Origin of the sequence: Anabaena azotica FACHB-119, assembly GCF_014697625.1 — a bacterium.
Taxonomy (GTDB): domain Bacteria; phylum Cyanobacteriota; class Cyanobacteriia; order Cyanobacteriales; family Nostocaceae; genus Trichormus; species Trichormus azoticus_A.
Map to the genome: position 1 here is coordinate 18,074 of NZ_JACJSG010000050.1, position 22,069 is coordinate 40,142.

Genomic DNA, 22,069 nt, shown 5'->3' on the forward strand with positions numbered 1-22,069 from the left:
ATATTAAAAACCTACACTTGTGAGAGTCCCCAGTCCCCAGTCTCCTACAATTTCTGCAACAACTCCTGAGTCAACTGCAAAAATGCCTTAGAACCGGCTGACTGTGGTGCATTCAACACAGCCGGCATAAAACTATCTACTGCTTTAGCAACGCTGATATCAATGGGAATTTGTGCCTTACAAATTTGTTCTACACCAAAATCTTCCACAACTCGGTGCATTACTTGTTTGTAATATCTACCAGTGAGTAAATTAGTGTTGCACATACTAAAGACAATTCCTAGCATTTTAATATTTATCTTCGCTTCTTGTTCATGACTTTCTTTTAACTGACCGATGCGTCTTTCTAAAAGTTGAATCCCCACCACAGATAAGGGTTCTGGTTTGGCAGGTAACAAGTAAAAATCACTGGCGGCTAAAGCGCTACGAGTCATTAAATTATAGCCAGGGGCGCAATCTAAAAGAATAAAATCATATTCGTCGCGCACTGGCTTTAAGATGTTATTAATTAAGACTCTTTCAAAGCGATTCCAGACAGTTTCAAAGTCTTGTTCACCTAAAGCTACTGTTTGTTTATGTAGCATTTCTGAAACTATGAACTCGTCGTATAAATCGATATCTCCTGGGAGTAAATTTAATCCAGGTAGATTACAAACATTAGTTTGAATAATATCGTTAATCGTCAGCTTGGCGTTGGGGTCTGGATTAATAACATCGTCAGTTAAATATCTAAATGTGAGCCTTTGTTTGCGCCTTTTGGCAAAATCTATAGGCGACATCAAGCTGAGTGTGGCGCTGATTTGTGTATCTAAATCTAACACTAGCACCCGTTTACCATAATTTTTCGCCAAACAGGTGGCTAAGTTAACGGTGAGAGTAGTTTTACCTACGCCACCTTTCATGTTTGCTGTAGCGATTACATATCCCATTTGTGATTTCCTGTGTTAGCGCGTTTCCATTTGGTAGGGTACACCCATTCTGAACAATTAACAATTCTGTTAAATTTCATATTTATAGCGAATCATACCTATATTTTGCAGGTAATACCAATTCTCCCTGGACTTACGCAAGTGTCACAATTGGTGGTTGGTGCGTGACGCTACAAGTCTCATTACTACGTTCAAATATTATCGCCAGTCACACACCCTACAGAAAAAATATGCCAGTTGCGTAAGTCCTATCTCCATGAAGTTGCGCCGAATAAACAATGTAGAGACGTTGCATGCAACGTCTCTACAGCGCTTAAATATCAAATATATTGAGGCTCAAATTTATCAAAAAAACAACCATAAAAGGCAATATATTCACAAATTTCACTGAGGTCTTGAATTGCTGCATCGGAGAATGAATAATTACTCATTCAGAAGACTCCTCAGTAATCAAACGAATTTTTTCTTGTAGTTTAGTAAATACAACTTCACCATCAGTTACCTGTCCATTAGCAATTTGTTCAGTTCCTACAGCAATTTTGTGTCGTAGTTCTTCAATTCGCTTTTCCCTTTCTTGTAGCAGTTTAAACGCTTCATTGATGACTTCATCAGCACTAGCGAATCTACCGCTTGCAAGCTGTGCTTGGATAAATTGCTCTAGTTCTGGTTTAATTTGGATGTACATATTTTCTATGTTTAAATAGTTAGTAGTACAATTTATCCTAGCAATATTATATTGATTGAGGCTGCCACATTATAGCAGTGTGGTGAGAGTAGTAATTATTTTCACGCACAGATGCAAACAGAGGTAGTCAACAAGGGCAATTGTCTAGATTGATGGTATTTGGATAGTTTTAGCAAACAAGCTTTGTAAGCGATGCAGTTGGGGGCCAAGTTGGTAAAGTAAATCACCTTTGCCTAATAAGTAAGCGGCGGATGTTTCGGTTCCCCCTAGAACAATTTTTGAGTCGGCTTCGCTTGCAGTTCGCAATGCAACTCTTCCAGGTAGGTTGGAACGAATGATGGGAGTGACAACACCGGCTTCTGGGCGTTGAGTAGCAATAATTAGATGAATCCCCGCAGCCCTTGCCATTGCTCCTAAACGTTTGATACTTTGTTCTAAGGCTTTGCGAACTTCTTTTTCTGCCATAAAGTCGGCATATTCATCAAAGATACAGGCAATACGGGGTAAAGGTTTCTGGGAACGCTGATTATAGCTAGTTAAATCAGCACAGCTAGCTTTTTCAAACTGCTGGTAACGGGATTCCATTTCTATAACTAATTCTTCCATAAGTTCTGTAGCGCGATCGCTATCTTTAACGACTGGCGAATATAACCAAGCCATCCGTTCAAACTCTGGAAAGGTAACTCGCTTGGGGTCAACTAGAGCGATTTTGAGATGTTGCGGCGAATAACGATATAGTAAACTGAGGAGGAGCGATCGCAAAAATTCGCTTTTACCGCTACCAGTTGTCCCACCCACTAAAAAGTGACAGGTATTAGGATCAGATAAATCAGCCTCTATCAATTCTCCTTCAAGGTTTACCCCAATAGCGATTTTTATCGGTGCTGTTGCAGATAACTTTTGCAGTTGAATGTAATTTCCAAAACTAGCAACCTGTTTATCTGGACGCGGTAAGTCAATGCTGACATAACCAGCTTGGGGAGTAATTAAAGGTTTGTCTGCTAACCCTAATTGCACTTGCAAGTCATTTGATAATCTCAGCAGTGTATTTACTTTCACACCCAAATTTGGTTTTAGCTTCACTCTAATAAAACTCGGCCCAACAGCCGCACCCATATACTCAACACCAACACCAAAAGATTGTAAGGTATTAATTAAACCTTCCCCTATTTTTTCAGCATTGGGTGATGGCTGAACATTTACTTTAGATGTATCCTTTAAATCGTTTGTAGAAGCATCAATATTAATCAATTCCTTCTCCCTTTCTAAGGGGGGTTGGGGAGGGTCAGATATTACTTCACCAAAAAAAATCTGACACTTTTGTTGCTGGGGACAAATTTCACATAGATGAGGCTGAGTTGTTCGCGGAGGTGGGTTAGAATTTGGTGATTTCCAAGCCAACCATTGCTGCATCTGTAACAATTTGTGAGGGATTAATTGATGTACTGTATTTTCTAGGTCTTCCCAGGAATAATGATACTCTTTAAACTCAGGTAATACACAGTAAACTGCTGAATCAACAGGAACTTTCTTATTTTGATGTAACATATAACTGTATAGTGCAACCTGCGCCAATTGTGCGGAAGGGTCTACAGGTTGATAGGTTTTAAACTCCACCACACACAGCCGATTTAACTCAAAATTAAAAACTAAACAATCAAATTCACCTCTAACTTTTTGCTGAGTTCCATCAGGTAAATTAAAGTAATGTTCAATGCTACGTTCTGTTAATAAAAAAGTGTTACTAATAAGTTTGTCTGCATGGCAGTATTTTCGATTAACTAATAGCAATTGTGTAAAGTGTTTAATTAATCCTTGTAATCCCTGCCAAACTTGTAAGAGTGCCTGCGCCTGGCTTCCATCTTTTTGAATTGCTGTTTGTAGGTAGGGAAAAAATTCTAGCTGATAAAATTTTTGTTGAATTGCTGAGGTAATTTCATCTATATTTATTTGTGATGTTGCTGGTTTAAATAAATTTTTAAACTCTGGCTCAACAATAGCTAAATTAACAAATTTATCTGCTAACTGATGAAATGGATTACCGATACCAATAGCTGTATTTTGTGGTAAGAATATTGCTTTATCAGCGAATTTATGATTAAGATAGAATAGTCGAGGACATTCAAAAGCAACTCGGACTTTAGTCACACTTAAAGATGGATTTTCCATTTGTTTATTTAGCTGATTTAACCCATTGTTTGGTATAAGAATATTATCGACAGCATAAGGATTAGATATTTCTAATAAACGACGATGCACAGCCGCCAGATAAACTGTATCCATCGCCGCATATTGTAACTGCTTTTGGCTGAGGGGACGTTTTCCCCAGTCGCTTGATTGTTCTTCTGTATCTACGTTGGAGAAATGGCATAGTTCGACTGCTAAAGTTTTTAATTTTAAATTAGAAGTTTGTAGATATTTACGACTAATTTTTCTGGCTAGTTGTAAAGTACAGATAACATTTTTAGCTAGTTGTCCACCTAAATATTTAATATCAAAGCTAGCATTATGAAAAACTTTTGCAATTTGAGAATTAACCATGATTTGGTTAATAAAGTATTTTGCCAAATCAGGTTTATTCAGTACATCAAGGATATAAGCTGTTGCACCTGTTATGTCTGTTGGTTCAGCCAATACCTGAATCAGCGACAATTTAGGAGATGAGGTATACCAATGAGCTATTTCTGTGTCTAACCAAAGTGTTTTAGCTGTCGCTAATTGGGATATGACATCGATAATTTCTGCCGCTTGTGTCAGGTATTGCATTTACTACTGTTTAATAAGTGACTGTTTAGGAACTAGGCAAATTAATTGCGCTTCTGCTTTAGCTTCAGGGTCAAGTATTTTAATTTTATTCTCCTGACATAGTTGTTGAATTGATGCTACGATTTGAGACTCGCTAGCTGTGGGAAACTTACTCTGTGCATTTTGAATCAAAGTGTTTTTACCTAATAAGTATTGGGTTGTAACTAGGTTTAAAACAAAATCTTTTATCGGTAGTTCTGGAGTAGGTGCTACTTTTCCTTCAACTATATTTAATTGTTTTAATAAAAGACATTCATCTAGAATATGAGACTCCCGAATCAGGCTTTGTAAACTCTTTAAGTTAAGTGTCTGGTTTCCAACAACTAAATCTCCCTCACGCGCATCTCTAACTAAAGAATAGTAAGTTTCTAGATAGTGAACAGAAGCGAGATTTGGCTTAATGTGACGATGAGAAGATTGAGTAAAAATTTCTAAGTATAGTTTATGTCCTTTGTTTTTAGGCTCACCTAAACTTTCTGCTCTAATAAGGAATAGAGTCAAGGAAGGGTCTTTCTTGACTGCTTTTTTACAAGCTTCCATGACATAGAAGAAGTTAGTCATATTCGCTTCTTCTGTCCAAACTAACCCCATATTTACAGATGAATTATTTAATTGATACCCTAGTGAGTAACTTGCATATTTAGTCCCTGTAAATAACGGAACTTTAATACCTTTAATTTGTAAAGCATTTAAAGCTTCTTGCAAAAGTTTAATAAGCTCTGGTGAAGACAAATGACGAAATTTTGTAATTTGTTGCTGAATCTTATTAAATTTAGGACTTACGCACTGTACAAAATAACTATCTTGTGTATCACAGTAAATAGGTTGTTTCAGGCTTTTGTCAATCACACTTGATTGCTTGTGATCGCCAAAATATTGTGGAAGAATTTAGCTCTAAGCCTTGAAAACTATACCTGTTATTTTGGCTTCTCTGTCAATGCGTAAGTCCTAAAATTCATCTTGCCATTTTAATTTAAATGAAGCTAATAGCTTTAAATGTTCTTCTTCTCCTCCACCAGATTTGTTATTGTCATATTTAAATTCTGCTTGTCCATTACTGTTAACCAACCATTCCTTGTATGATTGAAATATATCCCTGCCAAGAAGAATTGCATTTCTTGGGTCAGTTTTTCCCGATGTAAATTCTTCTTCTATATATTTGCGTTTTAAAGGATAAATCGCCGATTTTTGTTGAGAACTAGCTTGACTATGAAGAAAGTAAAGACGAGATGCTAGTAGTAATTCTGCTTGTTCTAAATTGATTGGTCTGAGAGAAACTTGTCTTTCTATTCTAGCTTTATCAGTCAAATCCATTTGTTTCGCTTGCTTGAACCATATATCTGTGTTGATACTGATAATAATGAGAAAGTTTTTATCCTCATCGTGAATTTTGGTATTGACATCAAATATTTTTTGCAGAGCTAGCGAACCATCTGGAAGACGAGCGATATTATTTAACTGATCAAAGCAAAGCACAATTGGTTGTGTATCACCAGCAATTCTACTAAAGTTTGCTAATACTTCTCTAGCTGCTTCTTCTGTCTCAATTGATTTTTTAAGCTTTAATTGTTGCAAGGACTCTTCACTTAAATCATCACCGCGTAACCATTCACAAGCTAAAGAATACAGTTCAGAATTAGTTAAATCATGTAGCACTCCAAAAAAATTCTCTGCATTATAGATACCCGCTTGCGTGTATATATTTTTCAGTTTATTAATAAACTTGCTGCGATCGCTTCTCAATAAATCAAATACATCATCCTTGAAAATGCGTTCCTTAACACTGCGTTGTTTGATGGAGGATAAAGCATTTTCTAACCAGAGTAAAAGTTGAGAATCTTTTTGTCCCTTGGGTATTTGTACTAAACTATCAACTGTATAGCGTAAAATATGCCGCCAAATACTATCAATCTGAGGAAATGGAGGAATATAAACAAAAAATGCCTTATGATTTAACTGGTTTTTGAGCCTACCCAACAGATAAGTCTTGCCGGAACCACCATCTCCATCAAGTATTACAGTACGTGTACAATGGTCTTGAGCAACTTGATCAAGTGTTAATTCAATTGTTTTAATCGCCTCTTGATGAATAGAATCAACAGTTGGTTCTGGCTGTTGTTGTTTGTGCCAAAAATTGACGGAGCGAAAATTATCAAAGGGGTTGATACTCCTGAGAATAATCTCATCGATAGATGCCATAGAATTGCTCTTTAATTCTTGATAAGTTTAATAAAAAATAGTGGACTTCCTGAACGCTGAACAATTCCCGCGTTCACTTGCTCTTCGGTATAATCTTGAGCGTGTACAAGTGTTCTCAGTTCGATGAAATCATTTTTGTACAAGCGATTCAGTGCTTGGTCTAATTCATCGCGTGATAATGGCGGTTGTAACTTTTGCCGTAGGTGAAAAATTGGTAAGTAATTGTCTGTACCCAATTCCTTATCTAATTTTTCAATAATCTGTAAAATTTCTTCATCTGTGATATTGTCCATTTTTTCAACAGATGATTCAACATTAATAAGTGGTATTGGGGATACTGGCTCTGACTTAATTCGCAAAGTCTTACGTAAAAATCGCAGATAATTGTTCAGCAAATCTAAGCTAATGTTTGCTTTACCTACTGGGTTGTAGTCATCTCGCAAAAACTCGATTCCTCTTTCAGTTAGCCACACCTCAGCTTTATTCCTTTGAAGTTTTTCTTCTACATTAATTAATCCCCGTTCACTCAGGGTTTTTAATATCGTGTCTCGTTCAGCAGCTTTTAGCGAGGTGATTTTGCTGGGTTCAATTTTGCCAGTAGATTTACTGATTTTCTCTAATACCTTAATTTCTTTGTCGGTGATGGGTAACTGACCGGGTTCGAGTTCAAGTAACGCTTGACCTGCTGGTAAAATCTTGACTGTGGCAATCTCCCGCGAATAGTCTACCAGTTCGCGATCGCCTAATTCTCGACAAACTTTATCTCTACCTTTAAAACTACTAAAGGCACTGAGTCCTGCTCGGTAATTGGGAAATCCTAATAACTTTAAGAGGAACTTTAATTCATTTGTATCCATACTGGTAATTTATACAGCATCTACGCCACGACTACTTTAACTCAAATGGCAATAAATGACACACATTTTTATATAGTATCTCTGTTTTTGCTCAATCGCTATAACAAAGTGAGCGATCGCACTTGACAGACTGAATAAATTCCGCAGTTTTTTGCTAAAAAAAGCAATTTATAGTTATTCAATCACAAAAACTAAGTTTATCTAATTCTCTATAATTCTTATAATTAGGACTTACGCAAGTGTCATAATCAAACTAACTCAGGACTTACGCAAGTGTCACAATTGGTGGTTGGTGCGTGACGTTACAAGTCTCATGACTACGTTCAAATATTATCGCAGCGTCACACACCCTACAGAAAAAATCTGCCAGTTGCGTAAGTCCTATTTGCATTACTTCCTAGTTCGACTGCTTCAACTTCATCCATAGATTTATCGTTGGAGTGATTTACTACAAATACAGCAGTTTTCTTTTGCCTGAAGGACAAGGCTACAAACTTTGAAGCCGGAGGCAAGATTTACACAATCTTGATACGTGAGTTGAAATCTGATCTTTCGTACCTCACTTACTCGCCAACTCCTGTAATTGATGACTAGAAAATTAAAAAAATTAACCAGATGTTTCCCGCACTTGCTCAGTGTAATCTTTAGGACGCAGTTGCCGAAAAACTTGTAAAGCGAATTTTCGCAGATAGATGGGTAAGTAAGATAAAAGTAATCCTAACATAAGTTTACGCCCTTTCCCTAATACTTGAGTTGATTGCAGCAAGAGTTTTCTTCCCTCCACAGCATCTCCTTTTTCAATCAGCCTTAAACCTAAAGCACGCTGCGTACCTGCTAATTTTTGTAATCGCAGTTTTTCTAACTCCTCATCAGGGAATTTATAACTGCTAATACAAAAAACTTTGGCAGATAGAAAGTGCAAGTTTTGTTTCAAACTTGTTTGTCCCCCATGAAAACGATATTCCATGAGAAACTCTGGGAGAAAATATCCTTGTTTACCTGCGATCGCTAACCTTACTAGTAAGTCAAAATCCTCACAGCCGTCAGCTTGTGGACTCATAAAATCAACTTCTTGTAAACAAGCTCGACGAAATAGAGTTGAGCCTACTTGTAAGCTTTGATTTAAAAAAGTTTCCCGCATCAAGTTAGGAATTACACCGCGTTGGAGTTTATCTTTCCCCCACTTGCGAGAATTTTCAATTGTTGCTGATTCCACCCTTTCATGATTTTGATTAATAATCCAGTGGTTTGTGCAAACAAAATCTATGCTAGAGTCTGCATCTAACACAGCCACTGTTTTTTCCAGAAATTCGGCACTCAAGGCATCATCATCATCAAATTTGATGAAGTAAGTTCCACGAGCCGCTTCAAAACCAGAACGCATATTACGGCTACGACCACCGTTTACAGGTTGTTTGATATAACGAATTCTTGAATCATTCCACTGACCGACAATTTGAGGAGTATTATCAGTAGAACCATCATCACAGATAATTAATTCAAAATCTGCATAAGTTTGGGCTAATACGCTATTGACTGCGTAAGGTAACAAATTTGCGCGATTATAGGTAGGTATACAGACAGTAACTTTAACCACAATTTTTTATCTCAAATGTTATAAATTACACATAAAAGAAAATGCCTTATAGGAGATATCTCGGCTAAGACTAATCTTCAGGTGATTGAAGACGAAACTTGTCAAGTACAGCATCCTTGACAAAGGAGCGAATATTGACTAATTTTGTCTTGCTAAATTCTACTTCACTGATCAAGTTACTGACGATAAATATATATTGCCTTATGTTTGTAGGTAAAAATAAGGGGGTCATCATGAACTTACAGTAAATTTTGCGGCAAAAAGCCCGAAAAATCTGATGGCATCTCCTCGGCAATTAGGTCATCGTATAGATATAATTATGTGATTTAAAGAATTATGAATGTATTAATGCTTTCTGCAACCTTTCCCTATCCACCTACAAGGGGAGGAACGCAAGTTAGGACATTTCATTTACTCAAGCATCTGCAAAACAATCATTCCGTTACCTTGCTAACTCAACGCGATCGCCATGTCACAGACGCAGAAATTGCTGGCTTAAAGGATTGTGTAGATAATTTAGTCTTGTTTGAACGTCCGCCAGATGCTGGTACAAATGTAGGATTAATCAAAAAAATACAGCGATTTAGTCAATTTTTACGACAAGGAACACCACCAAGCGTAGTCAACCGTTACTCAACCGAGATACAAGAGTGGGTTGATCAAGCTGTAGAGAAGCGCAAATATGATGTAATTACTTGTGAACATAGCGTCAATGAAATTTATGTACGTCCCCATTTCCAGAAACATCTCAAAACCATAGTTAATGTTCATAGTTCAGTTTATGGTTCTTGCCTGAATCAATTAACAACAGGTGTTTCGGATAATGTCTTGAGAGATAAAATTAATTTACCTCTTTTACGTCGCTATGAACAAAAGTATTGCTCTAAGTTTTCTACAATAGTAGTCACTACAGAAGAAGATAAAAAGCAATTACAACAATTCTCTCCAAAAACCGAGATGGCAATTATTCCTAATGGTGTTGATTTAGGAATTTTTCCTGAGCGTTCCACTGATCCACAAGGGCATAAAATAGTTTTTGTTGGGGCAATGGATAATTTAGCAAATATTGACGCTGTGTGCTTTTTTACTAATCAAGTATTACCTGAACTGCAAAAATATTATCCAGATACTACTTTTGATATTGTTGGTTCTAGTCCTACACCGGAAGTTTTAGCACTGCAAAATCAACCAGGAATTACTGTTACTGGGCGTGTCCCTTCTATGGTAGATTATTTACATAAAGCAACTGTCTGTGTTGTTCCTATGCGTACAGGCTTTGGCATTAAAAACAAAACCTTAGAAGCAATGGCCGCAGGTGTACCAGTAGTAGCTAGCGATCGCGGTTTAGAAGGACTAGCCGTCGATACACCTTTAGCAGCATTGAGGGCGAACCAACCAGCAGAATATGTCAACGCCATTACCCAACTATTCGAGAATCCCCAGATGCGATCGCAATTATCCCAAAATGGCAGACAACTAGTAGAAACCGAGTTCACCTGGGAGATAGCAGGTAAGCGTTATGAGCAAGTTTGTCTAGGCGCTAGGGGGAGATGAGGGAGATGAGGGAGATGAGGGGGATGAGGGAGATGAGGGAGTAACCCACCCCTAACCCCTCCCAGGAGGGGAATAGGGAGATGAGGGAGATGAGGGGGATGAGGAAGCACATTAGTAGCCTTTCCCCTTTCCCCCTTCCCCTTTCCCCTTTCCCCACCCCCTACGACTGCAACTTCTCAAGCCGCGCTAAAACTTCTGCACTGTGAACAGATGGATTAACTTTAACAAAAGTGTCGCGGAGAATGCCTTGAGGGTCGATGATGAAACTATGACGCATAGATACAAAACCGATCCAAGAACCATAAGCCTTACTCACCGCGCCAGTAGTATCAGCCAGCAAAGGGAATTTTAGCCCCTCAGAATCACAAAACTCGGCGTGAGAATCGATATCATCAGCACTGACACCGATAATCTGAGCATTTTTTTCTAGATACTTGGGTAAATCTTGCTGAAAACGACGGGCTTCAATTGTGCAACCTTCTGTAAAGTCCTTGGGATAGAAATAAAGAACTACCCACTTACCACGCAAATCAGACAGAGAAAGCTGACCATCGCCTGTATTGGTTGGCAATGTAAAATCGGGTGCAGGTTGATTTATAGCAGGAAGTTTGCCCCCAAGTGCATGAGCAGTAGGGGCAAAATTTAACCAACTCATGACAGCAAAACAGCTGACAAGCAAGATGTGTAGGAATTTACGGCGGGAAATCATCATGTAAGCAAAAATAGTAACTTTACACAAGTTTACAATTCTTAGCTACAACAGATATCAAGACTAACAATAAAAAAATTAAGGGTATAGGTGTTTCTGACTTTTCACCGGATCTGGAAAACCCCTCTCCAAACCTCTCCCCTGCAAGGAGAGAGGCTTTAATTTCTCCCCCTTCCCTTCTAGGGAAGCAAGGTGGTTTCATACAATCAGAGAAAAAAACTTATCTGTTTCAAAGCCTCTCCCCCCGTGGGGGAGCCAGTTGCGTGGGCGGGTTTCCCGACTTGAGCAAACTGGCGTGAGAGGTTTGGAGAGGGGTCAAAATCTCTGCTACAACACCAGAAATCAGAACTTATAAATTTTTCTTTTTCTGTATGAAACCACCCTGCTTACACCCTAACCATCAGGATTTTCTGCTGGCTGATTCACGCTTTGAATATATTGGCTATCCATGAGAAATGCACCTCTAGCAAAGCGTACACCCCAATATCCGCCGGGGCGACGGTCAAGAACTATTCCTTCTTCGCCCAGTTGAATCACATCAGGGGGGCGTAACATGGGCATAGGATCTGCTGTTTTGACGTAGGGCGGTAACGCCACAACACGGACTTTACTACCAATGGTAAATTCTTCAGACATAATGAATCGTAAGAAACGAAAATCCCAGTATCTCCAAGATACCGGGATTCTGAAGCCTGAAATAAATAATTCACTGCTGAGTCCACAGAAAGGGGAAAGGGAAAGGGCATTAAAACATTCTTCCCAATCCCCAATCCCTAATTTAGGTAAAAGAAAGGGGTAGAACTTTTCCCCTTTCCTCATCTTCTGCAAGAAGTTTGTTAACTGTGAGCGATGAGCTTTGCGCCGCCACAGGCGATCGCCAAAAATATTTGTTAGCTAAAGATCAAGATCAAAGCAATTCTGGTTATCCATGAATCAGAGGTTGCATCATTGGCTTTAAGGTGTACCTTGATTATTGCGTCTTTGCTGCCAACGCTGACGAGCATTTGCCTCTAGTTCTTGTAATTTTGTGCGCTGTTGAGGAGTTAAAATTGCTTCAATTTGCTGTTTTGTTGATTCACGAATTGACCGAATTCTAGTCTTTTGAGAGTCAGTCAAATTCAAGTCAGCCATGATTTTGCGGCCTTCATCAGCTTGTGGAAGCTGGTTTTGCTGACGCTGCGCTTGACGTGCTTGACGTGCTGCTTGTAACTTAGCCTTTTGTTCTGGGGTGAAAACCGCTTCAACCTGAGTGCGGCTGTTACTCATAATTTGTTGTATTCTGGTCTTCTGTTCGTTGCTTAGTCCCAAACTTTCCCAAGGGCCTTTCTTTCCAGCTTGTGCAACTACTTGTGCAGAAGCAGAATTTGTTTGTGCATGGACAGCAAAGGGAGTTGCGCTTACGGTGAGAGCCAGCGCTCCAACTAATAGAGATAACGGCTTGAGTTGCATTGATTACCTTGGTTCTTTTTCCTCTGGAATGTCACCATCTTAGGTATTTTGCTTAACTGTTCACATGAGGAGAAAGTCATGAATACACCCATGACTAAAGTCATACTTCCACCCTGATTCAAGTGACTGGTGATTGTGTACCAAATAAAGTAAATATAGAAAACTGGGTGTTGTCAGTGGCATATGTTGGCAAACTAACCACCAGAGGATGGGGTAATAAACTTTCATCAAAAATAACTGGCAAACAACCACTAACCACTGATTAATTATGAGATTTTCAATTATTAAATATGGCACAACACATTAAAATACACAATCATCCTTTCCGCTTCTTACTCTATTTAGAATGGATATTGCTAGCAATATCTATTTTCACATCGGTTTTGCCATATCCTTCGCCAAAGTTTTCTAGTAGGTTCCCCGAACTAACAATATTAAGCTTAACAATTTTCGGTTTAATGGGATTACGATTACCCACAAGTAACAACGTCAGTAAAGTAGTTTATACAGCTTGTGAAATATTTTTAATCTTTATAAGTGGGTTATTTGAAGGTAGAGCAGCTAGATTATTTCCCTTCCTCTACATTATTTTGGTGACTCGGAGTTGTTTAATTTTTCCGTTACCCGGACGTTTAATTGTCACCTTTTTCTCGTTCAGTTTATTTTTATTTACATTAGTTAATAGATTACCCCGCCCTCCGTTACCAGTACAAGCACAAGAGCGTTTCCGCTTTTTTACTTGGAGCTTGACCTTAGTATTTGGACTCAGCTTAATTTTTGTATTACTATTAATGAATAGTTTATTATCGGAGAGGAAAAGTCGAGAGGAGTTAGCTGTTGCTAATGAGAAACTGCGTTTATATGCTCTACGTATTGAAAATCAAGCAACCTTAGAAGAACGTAATCGCATTGCACGGGAAATTCATGACTCTTTAGGGCATTCCCTCACTGCTTTGAATTTACAATTAGAAACTGCATTAAAATTGTCACAATCTAATCCAGATAAAGCCCAATATTTTTTAGCTAGAGCCAAAGAGCTTGGTTCTAAAGCTTTGCAAGATGTCCGCAATTCTGTTTCCACCATGCGTTCTCATCCATTGCAAGGGAAGTCTTTAGAACAGGGAATTGGGATTTTGGCACAAGAGTTTCAAGGCAATACGGGAATTGTCTTAACTTGTTTCTTGAATGTTGACTGTCAATTACCTATGGAAGTAAATACAGCAATCTATCGAATTATACAGGAATCGTTAACAAATATATCTAAGCACGCTAAAGCTACAAGAGTTAATTTAGAAATTTCTTTAAGTAGAGGTAGTTTATTGCTGATAATTCAGGATAATGGAAGAGGGTTTGATATCCACCAAAATACTACAGGTTTTGGATTGCAAAGTATGCGCGATCGCACCCTAGCTTTAGGAGGTCAATTCACAATCAACAGCGCCATTGGTGGCGGTTGTCAAATTACCGTTGATATTCCCTTAAGTAAATTGGCATGATTAAAGTTTTGTTGGTAGACGATCAGCAATTGATCCGTCAAGGATTAAAGGCATTATTAGAGCTAGAGCCGGATTTGGAAATCGTCGGTGAAGCAGAAAATGGTAAAGTCGCCATCGATTTGATTTCTCAATTTCATCCAGATGTAGTCTTAATGGATATTAGAATGCCAATTATGGATGGAGTTGCAGCTACACAACACATTCAACAAAATTTCCCTAGCGTGAAGATTTTGGTGCTGACAACTTTTGATGATGATGAATATGTCAAAGCTGCTATTCAAAATGGGGCAATGGGTTATTTACTCAAAGATACACCATCAGAAGAATTAGCTGTGGCGATTCGTGCAGTTTATAAGGGGTATACTCAACTAGGCCCAGGGATAGTCAAGAAACTTTTAACGCAGTTTCAGGCTACACCAAACCACACACCACCCGCGCCTCCTAATTTAACTGAACTCACCCCCAGAGAAAAAGAAGTTTTAAGATTAATTGCTATCGGTGCGAGTAACCGAGAAATTGCCCAGCAATTGTATATTTCTGAGGGGACTGTGAAAAATCATGTGACTAATATTTTAAATCGGCTGAGTTTGCGCGATCGCACTCAAGCCGCCATTATTGCCAATACCTATTTAGATTATTTCAATGAACCCGATGAATAGTTAGTAATACAGTCATTCCATCTAAACCAATGATTTTTGACATTTGCCACCTGATAATTTAGCTATTACTATAAGTTACTGAAACAAATCCAAACACTCCCGTCTCAAAACACCCTTTGTCACTTTGATATTTCTAAAAGATTTCGCAATTATTTCTTCACAAGATATTTGAATCTGTCCTTGATTAGCTTGTATCAAATCTTCGATTGAAGCACCGTATACAATCTCTGCAATTCCTGTCCACACACAAGCTGCTGCACACATAGGACAAGGTTCACCAGTCGTATATATGGTATAACCTTCTAACGAAAAGCTTTTGATTTGAGCAGTTAAACGCCGAATCACATTAATTTCTGCATGAGCAGAAGGATCACTATCCCGACCGACAGTATTATGTGCGGTTGCAACGACTTGATTATCTTTGACAATTACTGCACCATATGGAGCATCTCCTTTCTTTGCCTCTTCTAATGCTAGGCTCATGAAATATTCTGGATTCATAGTAGCTTGGTAATTCAGCAACACTCAGTAAAAATACCATATTTAACTTATTACAGCGAAATATGTTACTAAGTAGAAAGAAAACTGAATTTTACTTAACAGACCTAGAAACGCCATTGGGTAAAGCAATTAATTTGATAATTGCTGCCTTAATTTTATTATCGTCAGGTATTTTCGTAGCACAAACATACAATATACCTGACTCTATCCGCTTACAGTTAGATACAATAGACACAGTTATATTAATAATTTTTGCAGTAGAATATGCCCTGCGGCTTTGGAGTTCAGAAAATAAGCTGCAATATATATTTAACTTTTATTCAATTATTGACTTAATGGCGATTTTGCCTTTCTTCATAGGTTGGGTAAATATCAGTTTTATTCTCATATTACGTTGGTTTAGAATTTTACGATTAATTAGATTTATTGATAGTAAGTTTTTATTCGGCAGTATCAGTTCTGAAGATGGGGTAATTTTCATTCGCATACTGTTTACTTTATTTACCATCATCTTTGTTTATTCTGGGTTAATATATCAAGTAGAGCATCCGGTAAACTCACAAGCTTATGGCACTTTTTTAGATGCTTTTTATTTCTCCATAGTTACTATGACAACTGTCGGATTTGGTGATGTAACTCCCATTTCCGAGTTAGGTAGATTATTAACTGTGTTGATGATTTTGACAGGTGTAGCCTTAATTCCTTGGCAAGTAGGGGATTTAATTAAGCGTCTAGTAAAAACTACAAATCAGATAGAAACGGCTTGCTTGAGTTGTGGTTTAAAATTCCATGATCAGGATGCAGATTTTTGTAAACGTTGCGGAAATAAGTTACCTACTAAAAGAGTTAATTATAGTAGGGGACAGGGGACAGGGGACAGGGAACAGGTTTAAATCAGTTATCAGTTATCAGAATGTAGGGTGCGCTACTTACGAGAAACCCTGGCTGTAACAAGAAAATCCTCATACTGACGCACCCTACTAACTTGTACATTAGCGAAAAATCCTCATCTTGCCCATCTGCGTTTATCTGCGTTTATCTGCGTTCAATTTTTTTCAAATTGATTGCACATTTTAGTTATCAGAATGTAGGGTGCGCTACTTACGAGAGACTCTGGCTATACCAAGAAAATCCTCATACTGACGCACCCTACTAACTACTAATAATGCAGCCCAGTTTATCTAACGTTATCTGGGACTTTCTTGAGATAAACTTTAGCCCAACAATATCGGTTTGCATCTTTACGGAATAAATATTCTGCCGCCTCATGTCGTTTTTCCTCATCTTTTGTACTGCGGATGACTCGTTTTATCTCATTATCTATATCTTCAGTTTTAGCCCCACGTTGTCTTGCTTGCTCAAACCAATAATCACCTTTTTCATAATTACCACGGTTATAATCAATGGCTCCCATTAAAGTATAGGGTTGATAACTCTCTGGCTGATATTCCATAGCTTTTTTAGCACAATTTTCAGCATCATTTAATTTCATCAAATCTCTAAATGCACCACCTCTAGTAACTAAAATGGCTGATTTAAGTTTACTTTCTTTTATTTTTTCTAAATTCAAACTAGTAATTTTTAAAGACTGTTCTGGTTGATTTGCTTTACGCCAATAGCTACTGGCTGTGGGAATATGCCATTTATTTCCAGTGCGTTGCCATTCTTTTTCATAAAACTCTGCTTCTAGTTTATAATGTGCAAGAACTATTTCTCCCGCATAAAATAACATCTCCTCTTCTATTAGTCGAATAACTAATACAGGGTCTAGTCTTTCTCCTTTTTCTATTTTTAGCATGATTTCATAAAATGGCTCAATTGGCAGCGAAGGATCTACTAATCTATATTTCTTTTTTAAGGTGACAAAGTGTTTTCTTTGAGCTATATTAATTATATCTTCATGCCCATTCTTATTTAACCATGCAATTTCTGCATCATTAAACAATTGCCCTAAATTTATTTTTGATTTGAGCAGGTAAATATATTGCTGATTGGCAATTTCTATAGTTTTAGTTAGCTGGCGTTTTTTTAAGAAGTTAATATCCTGCTCACCTAGCTGATTTCCTGCTTCAAGTATTTTCAGAACTTTATATAGATGGCTTTTTGGAGATGAATCAGCATATTTTTCTGCTTTATATTTAACTTTGAGTATGGCAAATTCTTGTGCTTGTTCCAGTTCTTGAAGAATATTAATTGTTTCGATAAAGCCTTGCTGTTTTAGCCAGTTCATTTCTTCATCAATTAACTTTAATTCAGCATCGATTTTGAGGAGAATTTTATATAATGTATCGGATATAGATTCATCTTGGTATTTGGTGATATGATATTTAATTTTGAGGGCAGTAAATTCAGCTAGTCTTGCTGACTCTTGTTGTTTAAATATTTCTGATGTCTGCAAAAGTGGGTTATTTAACAACCAATTATACTCAGAATGATTTAACCGTTCATTTACATCTAATTTTTTCAGTATTTTATATAATGTGTCATCAGGATGGGAGTTTTGATATTGATGAACTTTGTATTTATGTTTAAGCTGGGTAAATTGTTTGATTTCTTGGGCAATTATATCTGTTTCATGTAAACCATTTGCTTTCAACCATAGACTTTCTGAATCAGTCAGCAAATTTCCACAATCCAATTTTAGCAGGATGTAATACAAATTACTAGATTGCCAAGGGTGATGAGAGTTTTTAGCTTTGTATTTAGATTTTAACTGAGAAAATTCTACTCCTATATTGATAAGTTCTTGCTGTTTATGTTGCTGTTGTTCCTGGATGATTTTTAAAGTATTGTCTAACTTAGACTCTCTCAACCAATTAGATTCTAAATCCGTTAATTTCATACCTAATTCAACTTTTCGTAGTAGGCAATATAGTAGACTATGAGATGATGAATCTTGATATTCACTGGCTTGATATTTGGACTTGAGGTCGGCAAAGTGTTGTAAGCGGTTTTGAGATTCTGGCTTCATATTAAGTGTAAGTACTGGCAGACTTATATAAGTGTTCTTTACTACAATTAATCTACCCAAAAAAAGGGTGAGTTAAACACCCACCCCGGAAGAAAACTATTTTTTCTAATTAAATCCGATTCCTACAGCACCTTACATTGACCGTGATGGCGTAGTAAGTGGTCGCAAAGTACCAAAGCTACCATTGCTTCTACCATTGGAACTGCACGAGGCAAAACACAGGGATCATGTCTACCTTTGGCGGCGAGTAAGGTTTCTTCACCTTCACGGTTGACGGTTTTTTGTTCTTTTCTAATTGTGGCTGTTGGTTTAAAAGCTACTCGCAAAATGATATTTTCGCCGTTGGAAATACCACCTTGAATTCCCCCAGAACGGTTGGTGACTGTGCGAATTTCTCCGTTTTCATCAATATAATACTCGTCGTTATGCTCAAATCCTGTTAACAAAGTCCCAGCAAAACCTGAACCAATTTCAAAGCCTTTGCTTGCAGGGAGAGACATGACAGCTTTGGCAATATCTGCTTCTAATTTATCGAATACTGGCTCACCTAAACCTTTAGGTACGTTCCGCGCTACGCATTCTACCACACCGCCAATAGAATCACCTTGTCTGCCAGTTTGTTCAATTAAATCAATCATGCGTTCTGCCAATTCCCCATCGGGACAGCGCACGATGTTGCTTTCCACTTGTTCTAGGGTGACGGTATTGGGATCAACAACACCTTCTAAATCTTTGATGCGTTTGACGTAACCAATAACTTCTACATTAGCAACTTGACGGAGAATTTTTTTAGCGATCGCACCTGCGGCTACTCTGCCAATTGTCTCACGCGCCGAGGATCTGCCCCCACCCTGCCAATTACGAATCCCGTATTTAGCATCATACGTGGCATCAGCATGAGAAGGACGATACTTTTGCGCCATCTCATCGTAATCTTGCGGACGAGTATCTTTATTCCGCACCAAAATCGAGATTGGTGTCCCCAGAGTTTTACCTTCAAATACCCCAGACAAAATCTCGCAGGTGTCAGCTTCTTTACGAGGCGTTGTTATCTTACTCTGTCCTGGCTTTCTTCTGTCTAACTCCAGTTGAATCTCCTCAGCAGAAATTTCCAGCCGTGGGGGACAACCATCAATCACAACCCCCACACCTCCACCGTGTGATTCACCAAAAGTAGTGATGCGAAACAGATGTCCAAAAGTGTTACCCATGATGTTGAGGAAAAAGGAAGCAGCTTATGTATTGTACCTAGAGTTTCTGTAAAAATTAATTTTTATTTGTGTATTTTCTTTCGTAATTTTGAGGAAAAAATTTATTGACAACTGGGGACAGTGGACAGTGGACAGTGGACAGTGGACAGTTATCAGTGGACAGTGAACAGTGAAAATAACCTGATAACTGATAACTGATAACTGTCAACTGTCACCTGTCAAAGCAGCACCTTAGCCAAAATTGGCTGGACAATAGTTGCTATTTCCGGCACATATACCTGGGAAACGTAATCTGCAATCATCCTGTCCGTATTAAATAACGGCGCATTCGTCTTAATCGATGCCTTCATCATTTGCACCCAACGGTGAGGAATACCTTGTGCATCTTGGTCGTAGTATAGAGGTACAATTTCCTCTTCTAACAACTGATACAGCGATCGCGAATCAATCCGGTCTTGTAATTCCTGGTCGCTAGTATTGGCATCTTCCCCAATAGCCCAACCATTGATCCCTTTACCTTCTGGCGTGGCTTGATAACCTTCGCACCACCAACCGTCAAGCACACTGCAATTTATCCCACCATTAAAGCAGACTTTCTGCCCACTTGTACCAGATGCTTCCAGGGGACGACGGGGATTATTTAACCACACATCCACCCCTTGCACTAGTTTCTGTCCGGTGTGAATGTCGTAGTCTTCAATAAAGGCGACGCGGTTGATAATACCGGAATTATGACACCATTCCATCAAGCGTTGAATAATCCGCTTACCTTCCTCATCTGCTGGGTGCGCTTTCCCGGCAAATACTATCTGCACTGGACGTTCCGCGTTGCTAAAAATCCGCAGCGCCCGTTGTGCATCACGTAAGATTAGATCCCCGCGTTTGTAGGGGCTGAAGCGTCTCGCAAAGCCAATTGTCAGGATTTTGGGGTCAAGTAAACTATCAGCCGCTTGAATCAATCTGGAGTCTTCACCCCGTTGTTCCCTGGCCTTCCTGACTTTATAACGAGTATAGGCAACTAGTCTTTCCTTGAGAATTAGGTGTCTTGACCATAGTTCCTCATCGGGAATTTCCTCTACCTTCGCCCACATTTGCGGGTCAACCGCGCGGGTTCGCCAGTCTGCACCCAAGTATTGGTCGTACAAGTCGGCTAATAGTGGGGCTGTCCAAGTGGGGGCGTGTACGCCATTGGTAATATAGCCGATGGGGACTTTATCTTCCGTCCTTTGGGGATAAAGAACAGTCCACATCTTGCGGGATACCTGACCGTGCAATTCACTCACACCGTTACAAGCGCGAGACATCCGCAGGGCTAATACTGTCATCCCAAAGGGTTCCCAAGGATCACCCAGTCGTCTTGCACCTAATGCTAAAAATTGTTCGCGGGAGAGGCGCAGTTGCGGCCAGTAGTGGGCGAAGAAGGAGTCTATTAAGTCGGGGGAGAAGACATCATGTCCGGCGGGAACGGGTGTATGGGTGGTGAATACGCAACTATTCCGCACGGTGGCTTCGATGTCGTAGAAGGATTTACCTGTGCGTTCGATTTCTAAACGGGCAACTTCTAGGGTACTAAAGGCGGCGTGACCTTCGTTGAGGTGATAGACGGAAGGTTTGATTCCCAAGGCTTGCAAGGCGCGGACACCGCCAATTCCTAAGACTACTTCTTGGGCGATGCGGGTTTCTATGTTACCGCCATACAAGTGTCCGGTTAGCCAACGGTCGATGGGATCATTGTCTTGGCGATCGCTATCTAGTAAATATAAACTGACTCGCCCTACTTGCACCCGCCATATCTGCACTTTGACTTGGCGCTGGCGAATCTCCAACTGAATTGTTAGCGGTTCCCCTTGCTCATTTTTAATTAGTTCAATGGGCATCCGGTGGAAGGGATTATCAATATAGTAATCTTCTTGCCAACCGTGACGGCTTAAGCGCTGACGAAAATAACCTTGGCGGTACAGCAAGCCAACACCAACCATCGGGACACCCAAATCTGATGACGATTTTAGGTGATCCCCGGCTAAAATCCCCAAGCCACCAGAGTAAATTGGCAGAGATTCATGAATGCCAAATTCTGCACAAAAATAAGCTATGGGGTTTTCATGGGTTACTTGTGGTGCAACTCGGCTCACCCATGTATCTTTTTGGTTGATGTATTGGTCAAATTCCTCGGCTAAAGCGGAGATTTGCTTGAGATAAAAGGGGTCTTCTGCTAATTGGGTGAGGCGTTCGTAACTGACCGACTCCAAAATCGCTACTGGGTTATGTCCGCAGCGTTCCCATTCTTGGGGATCAATGGCTTGAAATAATGCTAGGCGATCGCCGCTCCAACTCCACCAATAGTTATAAGCTAAATCTGCTAGGCGCTTGAGGGAAAAAGGTAATTTTGCACTTAAATGTAACGCTGCTGTATTTGCACTCTTATGATACATAAAATTCTCCGCTTG

General features: G+C 39.0%; 18 protein-coding genes. 4 read left to right on the top strand and 14 right to left on the bottom strand.

From position 1 onward, the window contains the following. Window positions 1-44 precede the first annotated feature (44 nt). The 7 genes from H6G83_RS27900 to H6G83_RS27930 form a co-directional block, all read right to left on the bottom strand. Complete coding sequence (locus H6G83_RS27900; protein ID WP_190478120.1) at window positions 45-929, bottom strand: ParA family protein; 885 nt, start codon at window positions 927-929, stop codon at window positions 45-47. 427 nt (window positions 930-1,356) lie between these two features. Further along, a complete protein-coding gene (locus tag H6G83_RS27905) occupies window positions 1,357-1,614 on the bottom strand; it encodes a type II toxin-antitoxin system ParD family antitoxin (protein WP_190478121.1) in 258 nt (85 codons plus the stop codon). Window positions 1,615-1,758: 144 nt separating this feature from the next. After that, window positions 1,759-4,380, bottom strand: a complete 2,622-nt coding sequence (locus tag H6G83_RS27910) for a DNA translocase FtsK (protein WP_190478123.1) — start codon at window positions 4,378-4,380, stop codon at window positions 1,759-1,761. 3 nt (window positions 4,381-4,383) lie between these two features. Further along, a complete protein-coding gene (locus tag H6G83_RS27915; RefSeq protein ID WP_190478124.1) occupies window positions 4,384-5,268 on the bottom strand; it encodes a hypothetical protein in 885 nt (294 codons plus the stop codon). 99 nt (window positions 5,269-5,367) lie between these two features. Beyond that, window positions 5,368-6,618, bottom strand: coding sequence for an ATP-binding protein (locus tag H6G83_RS27920; protein WP_190478126.1), 1,251 nt, complete (start codon window positions 6,616-6,618; stop codon window positions 5,368-5,370). Between the two features lie 11 nt (window positions 6,619-6,629). After that, window positions 6,630-7,475: a transcription factor RcaD gene (locus tag H6G83_RS27925; protein WP_190478128.1), complete on the bottom strand. Its 846-nt coding sequence runs from the start codon at window positions 7,473-7,475 to the stop codon at window positions 6,630-6,632. Window positions 7,476-8,082: 607 nt separating this feature from the next. Next, window positions 8,083-9,072, bottom strand: a complete 990-nt coding sequence (locus H6G83_RS27930) for a glycosyltransferase family 2 protein (protein WP_190478129.1) — start codon at window positions 9,070-9,072, stop codon at window positions 8,083-8,085. A 336-nt stretch (window positions 9,073-9,408) separates the two neighbouring features. Here H6G83_RS27930 and H6G83_RS27935 point away from each other — a divergent pair, with 336 nt between their 5' ends. Further along, window positions 9,409-10,626, top strand: a complete 1,218-nt coding sequence (locus tag H6G83_RS27935) for a glycosyltransferase family 4 protein (RefSeq protein WP_190478131.1) — start codon at window positions 9,409-9,411, stop codon at window positions 10,624-10,626. Window positions 10,627-10,786: 160 nt separating this feature from the next. Here H6G83_RS27935 and H6G83_RS27940 read toward each other — a convergent pair whose 3' ends face one another. The 3 genes from H6G83_RS27940 to H6G83_RS27950 form a co-directional block, all read right to left on the bottom strand. Then, window positions 10,787-11,335 carry a peroxiredoxin gene (locus H6G83_RS27940; RefSeq protein WP_190478161.1) on the bottom strand — a complete coding sequence of 183 codons (549 nt, stop codon included), beginning with the start codon at window positions 11,333-11,335 and terminating at the stop codon, window positions 10,787-10,789. Window positions 11,336-11,728: 393 nt separating this feature from the next. Beyond that, window positions 11,729-11,971 carry a regulatory protein SipA gene (gene sipA, locus H6G83_RS27945; protein ID WP_190478133.1) on the bottom strand — a complete coding sequence of 81 codons (243 nt, stop codon included), beginning with the start codon at window positions 11,969-11,971 and terminating at the stop codon, window positions 11,729-11,731. 318 nt (window positions 11,972-12,289) lie between these two features. Then, window positions 12,290-12,784, bottom strand: a complete 495-nt coding sequence (locus H6G83_RS27950; RefSeq protein ID WP_190478135.1) for a Spy/CpxP family protein refolding chaperone — start codon at window positions 12,782-12,784, stop codon at window positions 12,290-12,292. Window positions 12,785-13,074: 290 nt separating this feature from the next. Between H6G83_RS27950 and H6G83_RS27955 the strand changes: the two genes are divergently transcribed. Together H6G83_RS27955 and H6G83_RS27960 are read left to right on the top strand one after the other, a co-directional pair. Continuing rightward, the gene (locus H6G83_RS27955; RefSeq protein ID WP_190478137.1) at window positions 13,075-14,280 is read left to right on the top strand and encodes a sensor histidine kinase; all 1,206 of its coding nucleotides are present in this window, start codon (window positions 13,075-13,077) and stop codon (window positions 14,278-14,280) included. Continuing rightward, on the top strand, window positions 14,277-14,939 hold the full coding sequence (locus tag H6G83_RS27960; protein ID WP_190478139.1) for a response regulator: 663 nt from the start codon (window positions 14,277-14,279) through the stop codon (window positions 14,937-14,939). The genes H6G83_RS27955 and H6G83_RS27960 overlap by 4 nt, the downstream gene beginning before the upstream one ends. Before the next feature lie 75 nt (window positions 14,940-15,014). On the opposite strand, the gene H6G83_RS27965 is transcribed toward H6G83_RS27960, so the two are convergent. Next, window positions 15,015-15,440, bottom strand: coding sequence for a nucleoside deaminase (locus tag H6G83_RS27965; RefSeq protein WP_190478163.1), 426 nt, complete (start codon window positions 15,438-15,440; stop codon window positions 15,015-15,017). A 62-nt stretch (window positions 15,441-15,502) separates the two neighbouring features. Between H6G83_RS27965 and H6G83_RS27970 the strand changes: the two genes are divergently transcribed. Continuing rightward, on the top strand, window positions 15,503-16,333 hold the full coding sequence (locus tag H6G83_RS27970) for an ion transporter (RefSeq protein WP_190478141.1): 831 nt from the start codon (window positions 15,503-15,505) through the stop codon (window positions 16,331-16,333). Between the two features lie 284 nt (window positions 16,334-16,617). On the opposite strand, the gene H6G83_RS27975 is transcribed toward H6G83_RS27970, so the two are convergent. The 3 genes from H6G83_RS27975 to glgP all read right to left on the bottom strand — a co-directional run bounded on the left by H6G83_RS27975 (window position 16,618) and on the right by glgP (window position 22,054). Beyond that, complete coding sequence (locus tag H6G83_RS27975; protein ID WP_313937219.1) at window positions 16,618-18,282, bottom strand: hypothetical protein; 1,665 nt, start codon at window positions 18,280-18,282, stop codon at window positions 16,618-16,620. Between the two features lie 251 nt (window positions 18,283-18,533). Next, the gene (gene aroC / locus H6G83_RS27980) at window positions 18,534-19,622 is read right to left on the bottom strand and encodes a chorismate synthase (protein ID WP_190478143.1); all 1,089 of its coding nucleotides are present in this window, start codon (window positions 19,620-19,622) and stop codon (window positions 18,534-18,536) included. Window positions 19,623-19,840: 218 nt separating this feature from the next. Then, entirely contained in the window at window positions 19,841-22,054 is a 2,214-nt protein-coding gene (glgP, locus tag H6G83_RS27985) for an alpha-glucan family phosphorylase (protein ID WP_190478145.1), read from the bottom strand. Window positions 22,055-22,069 lie beyond the last annotated feature (15 nt).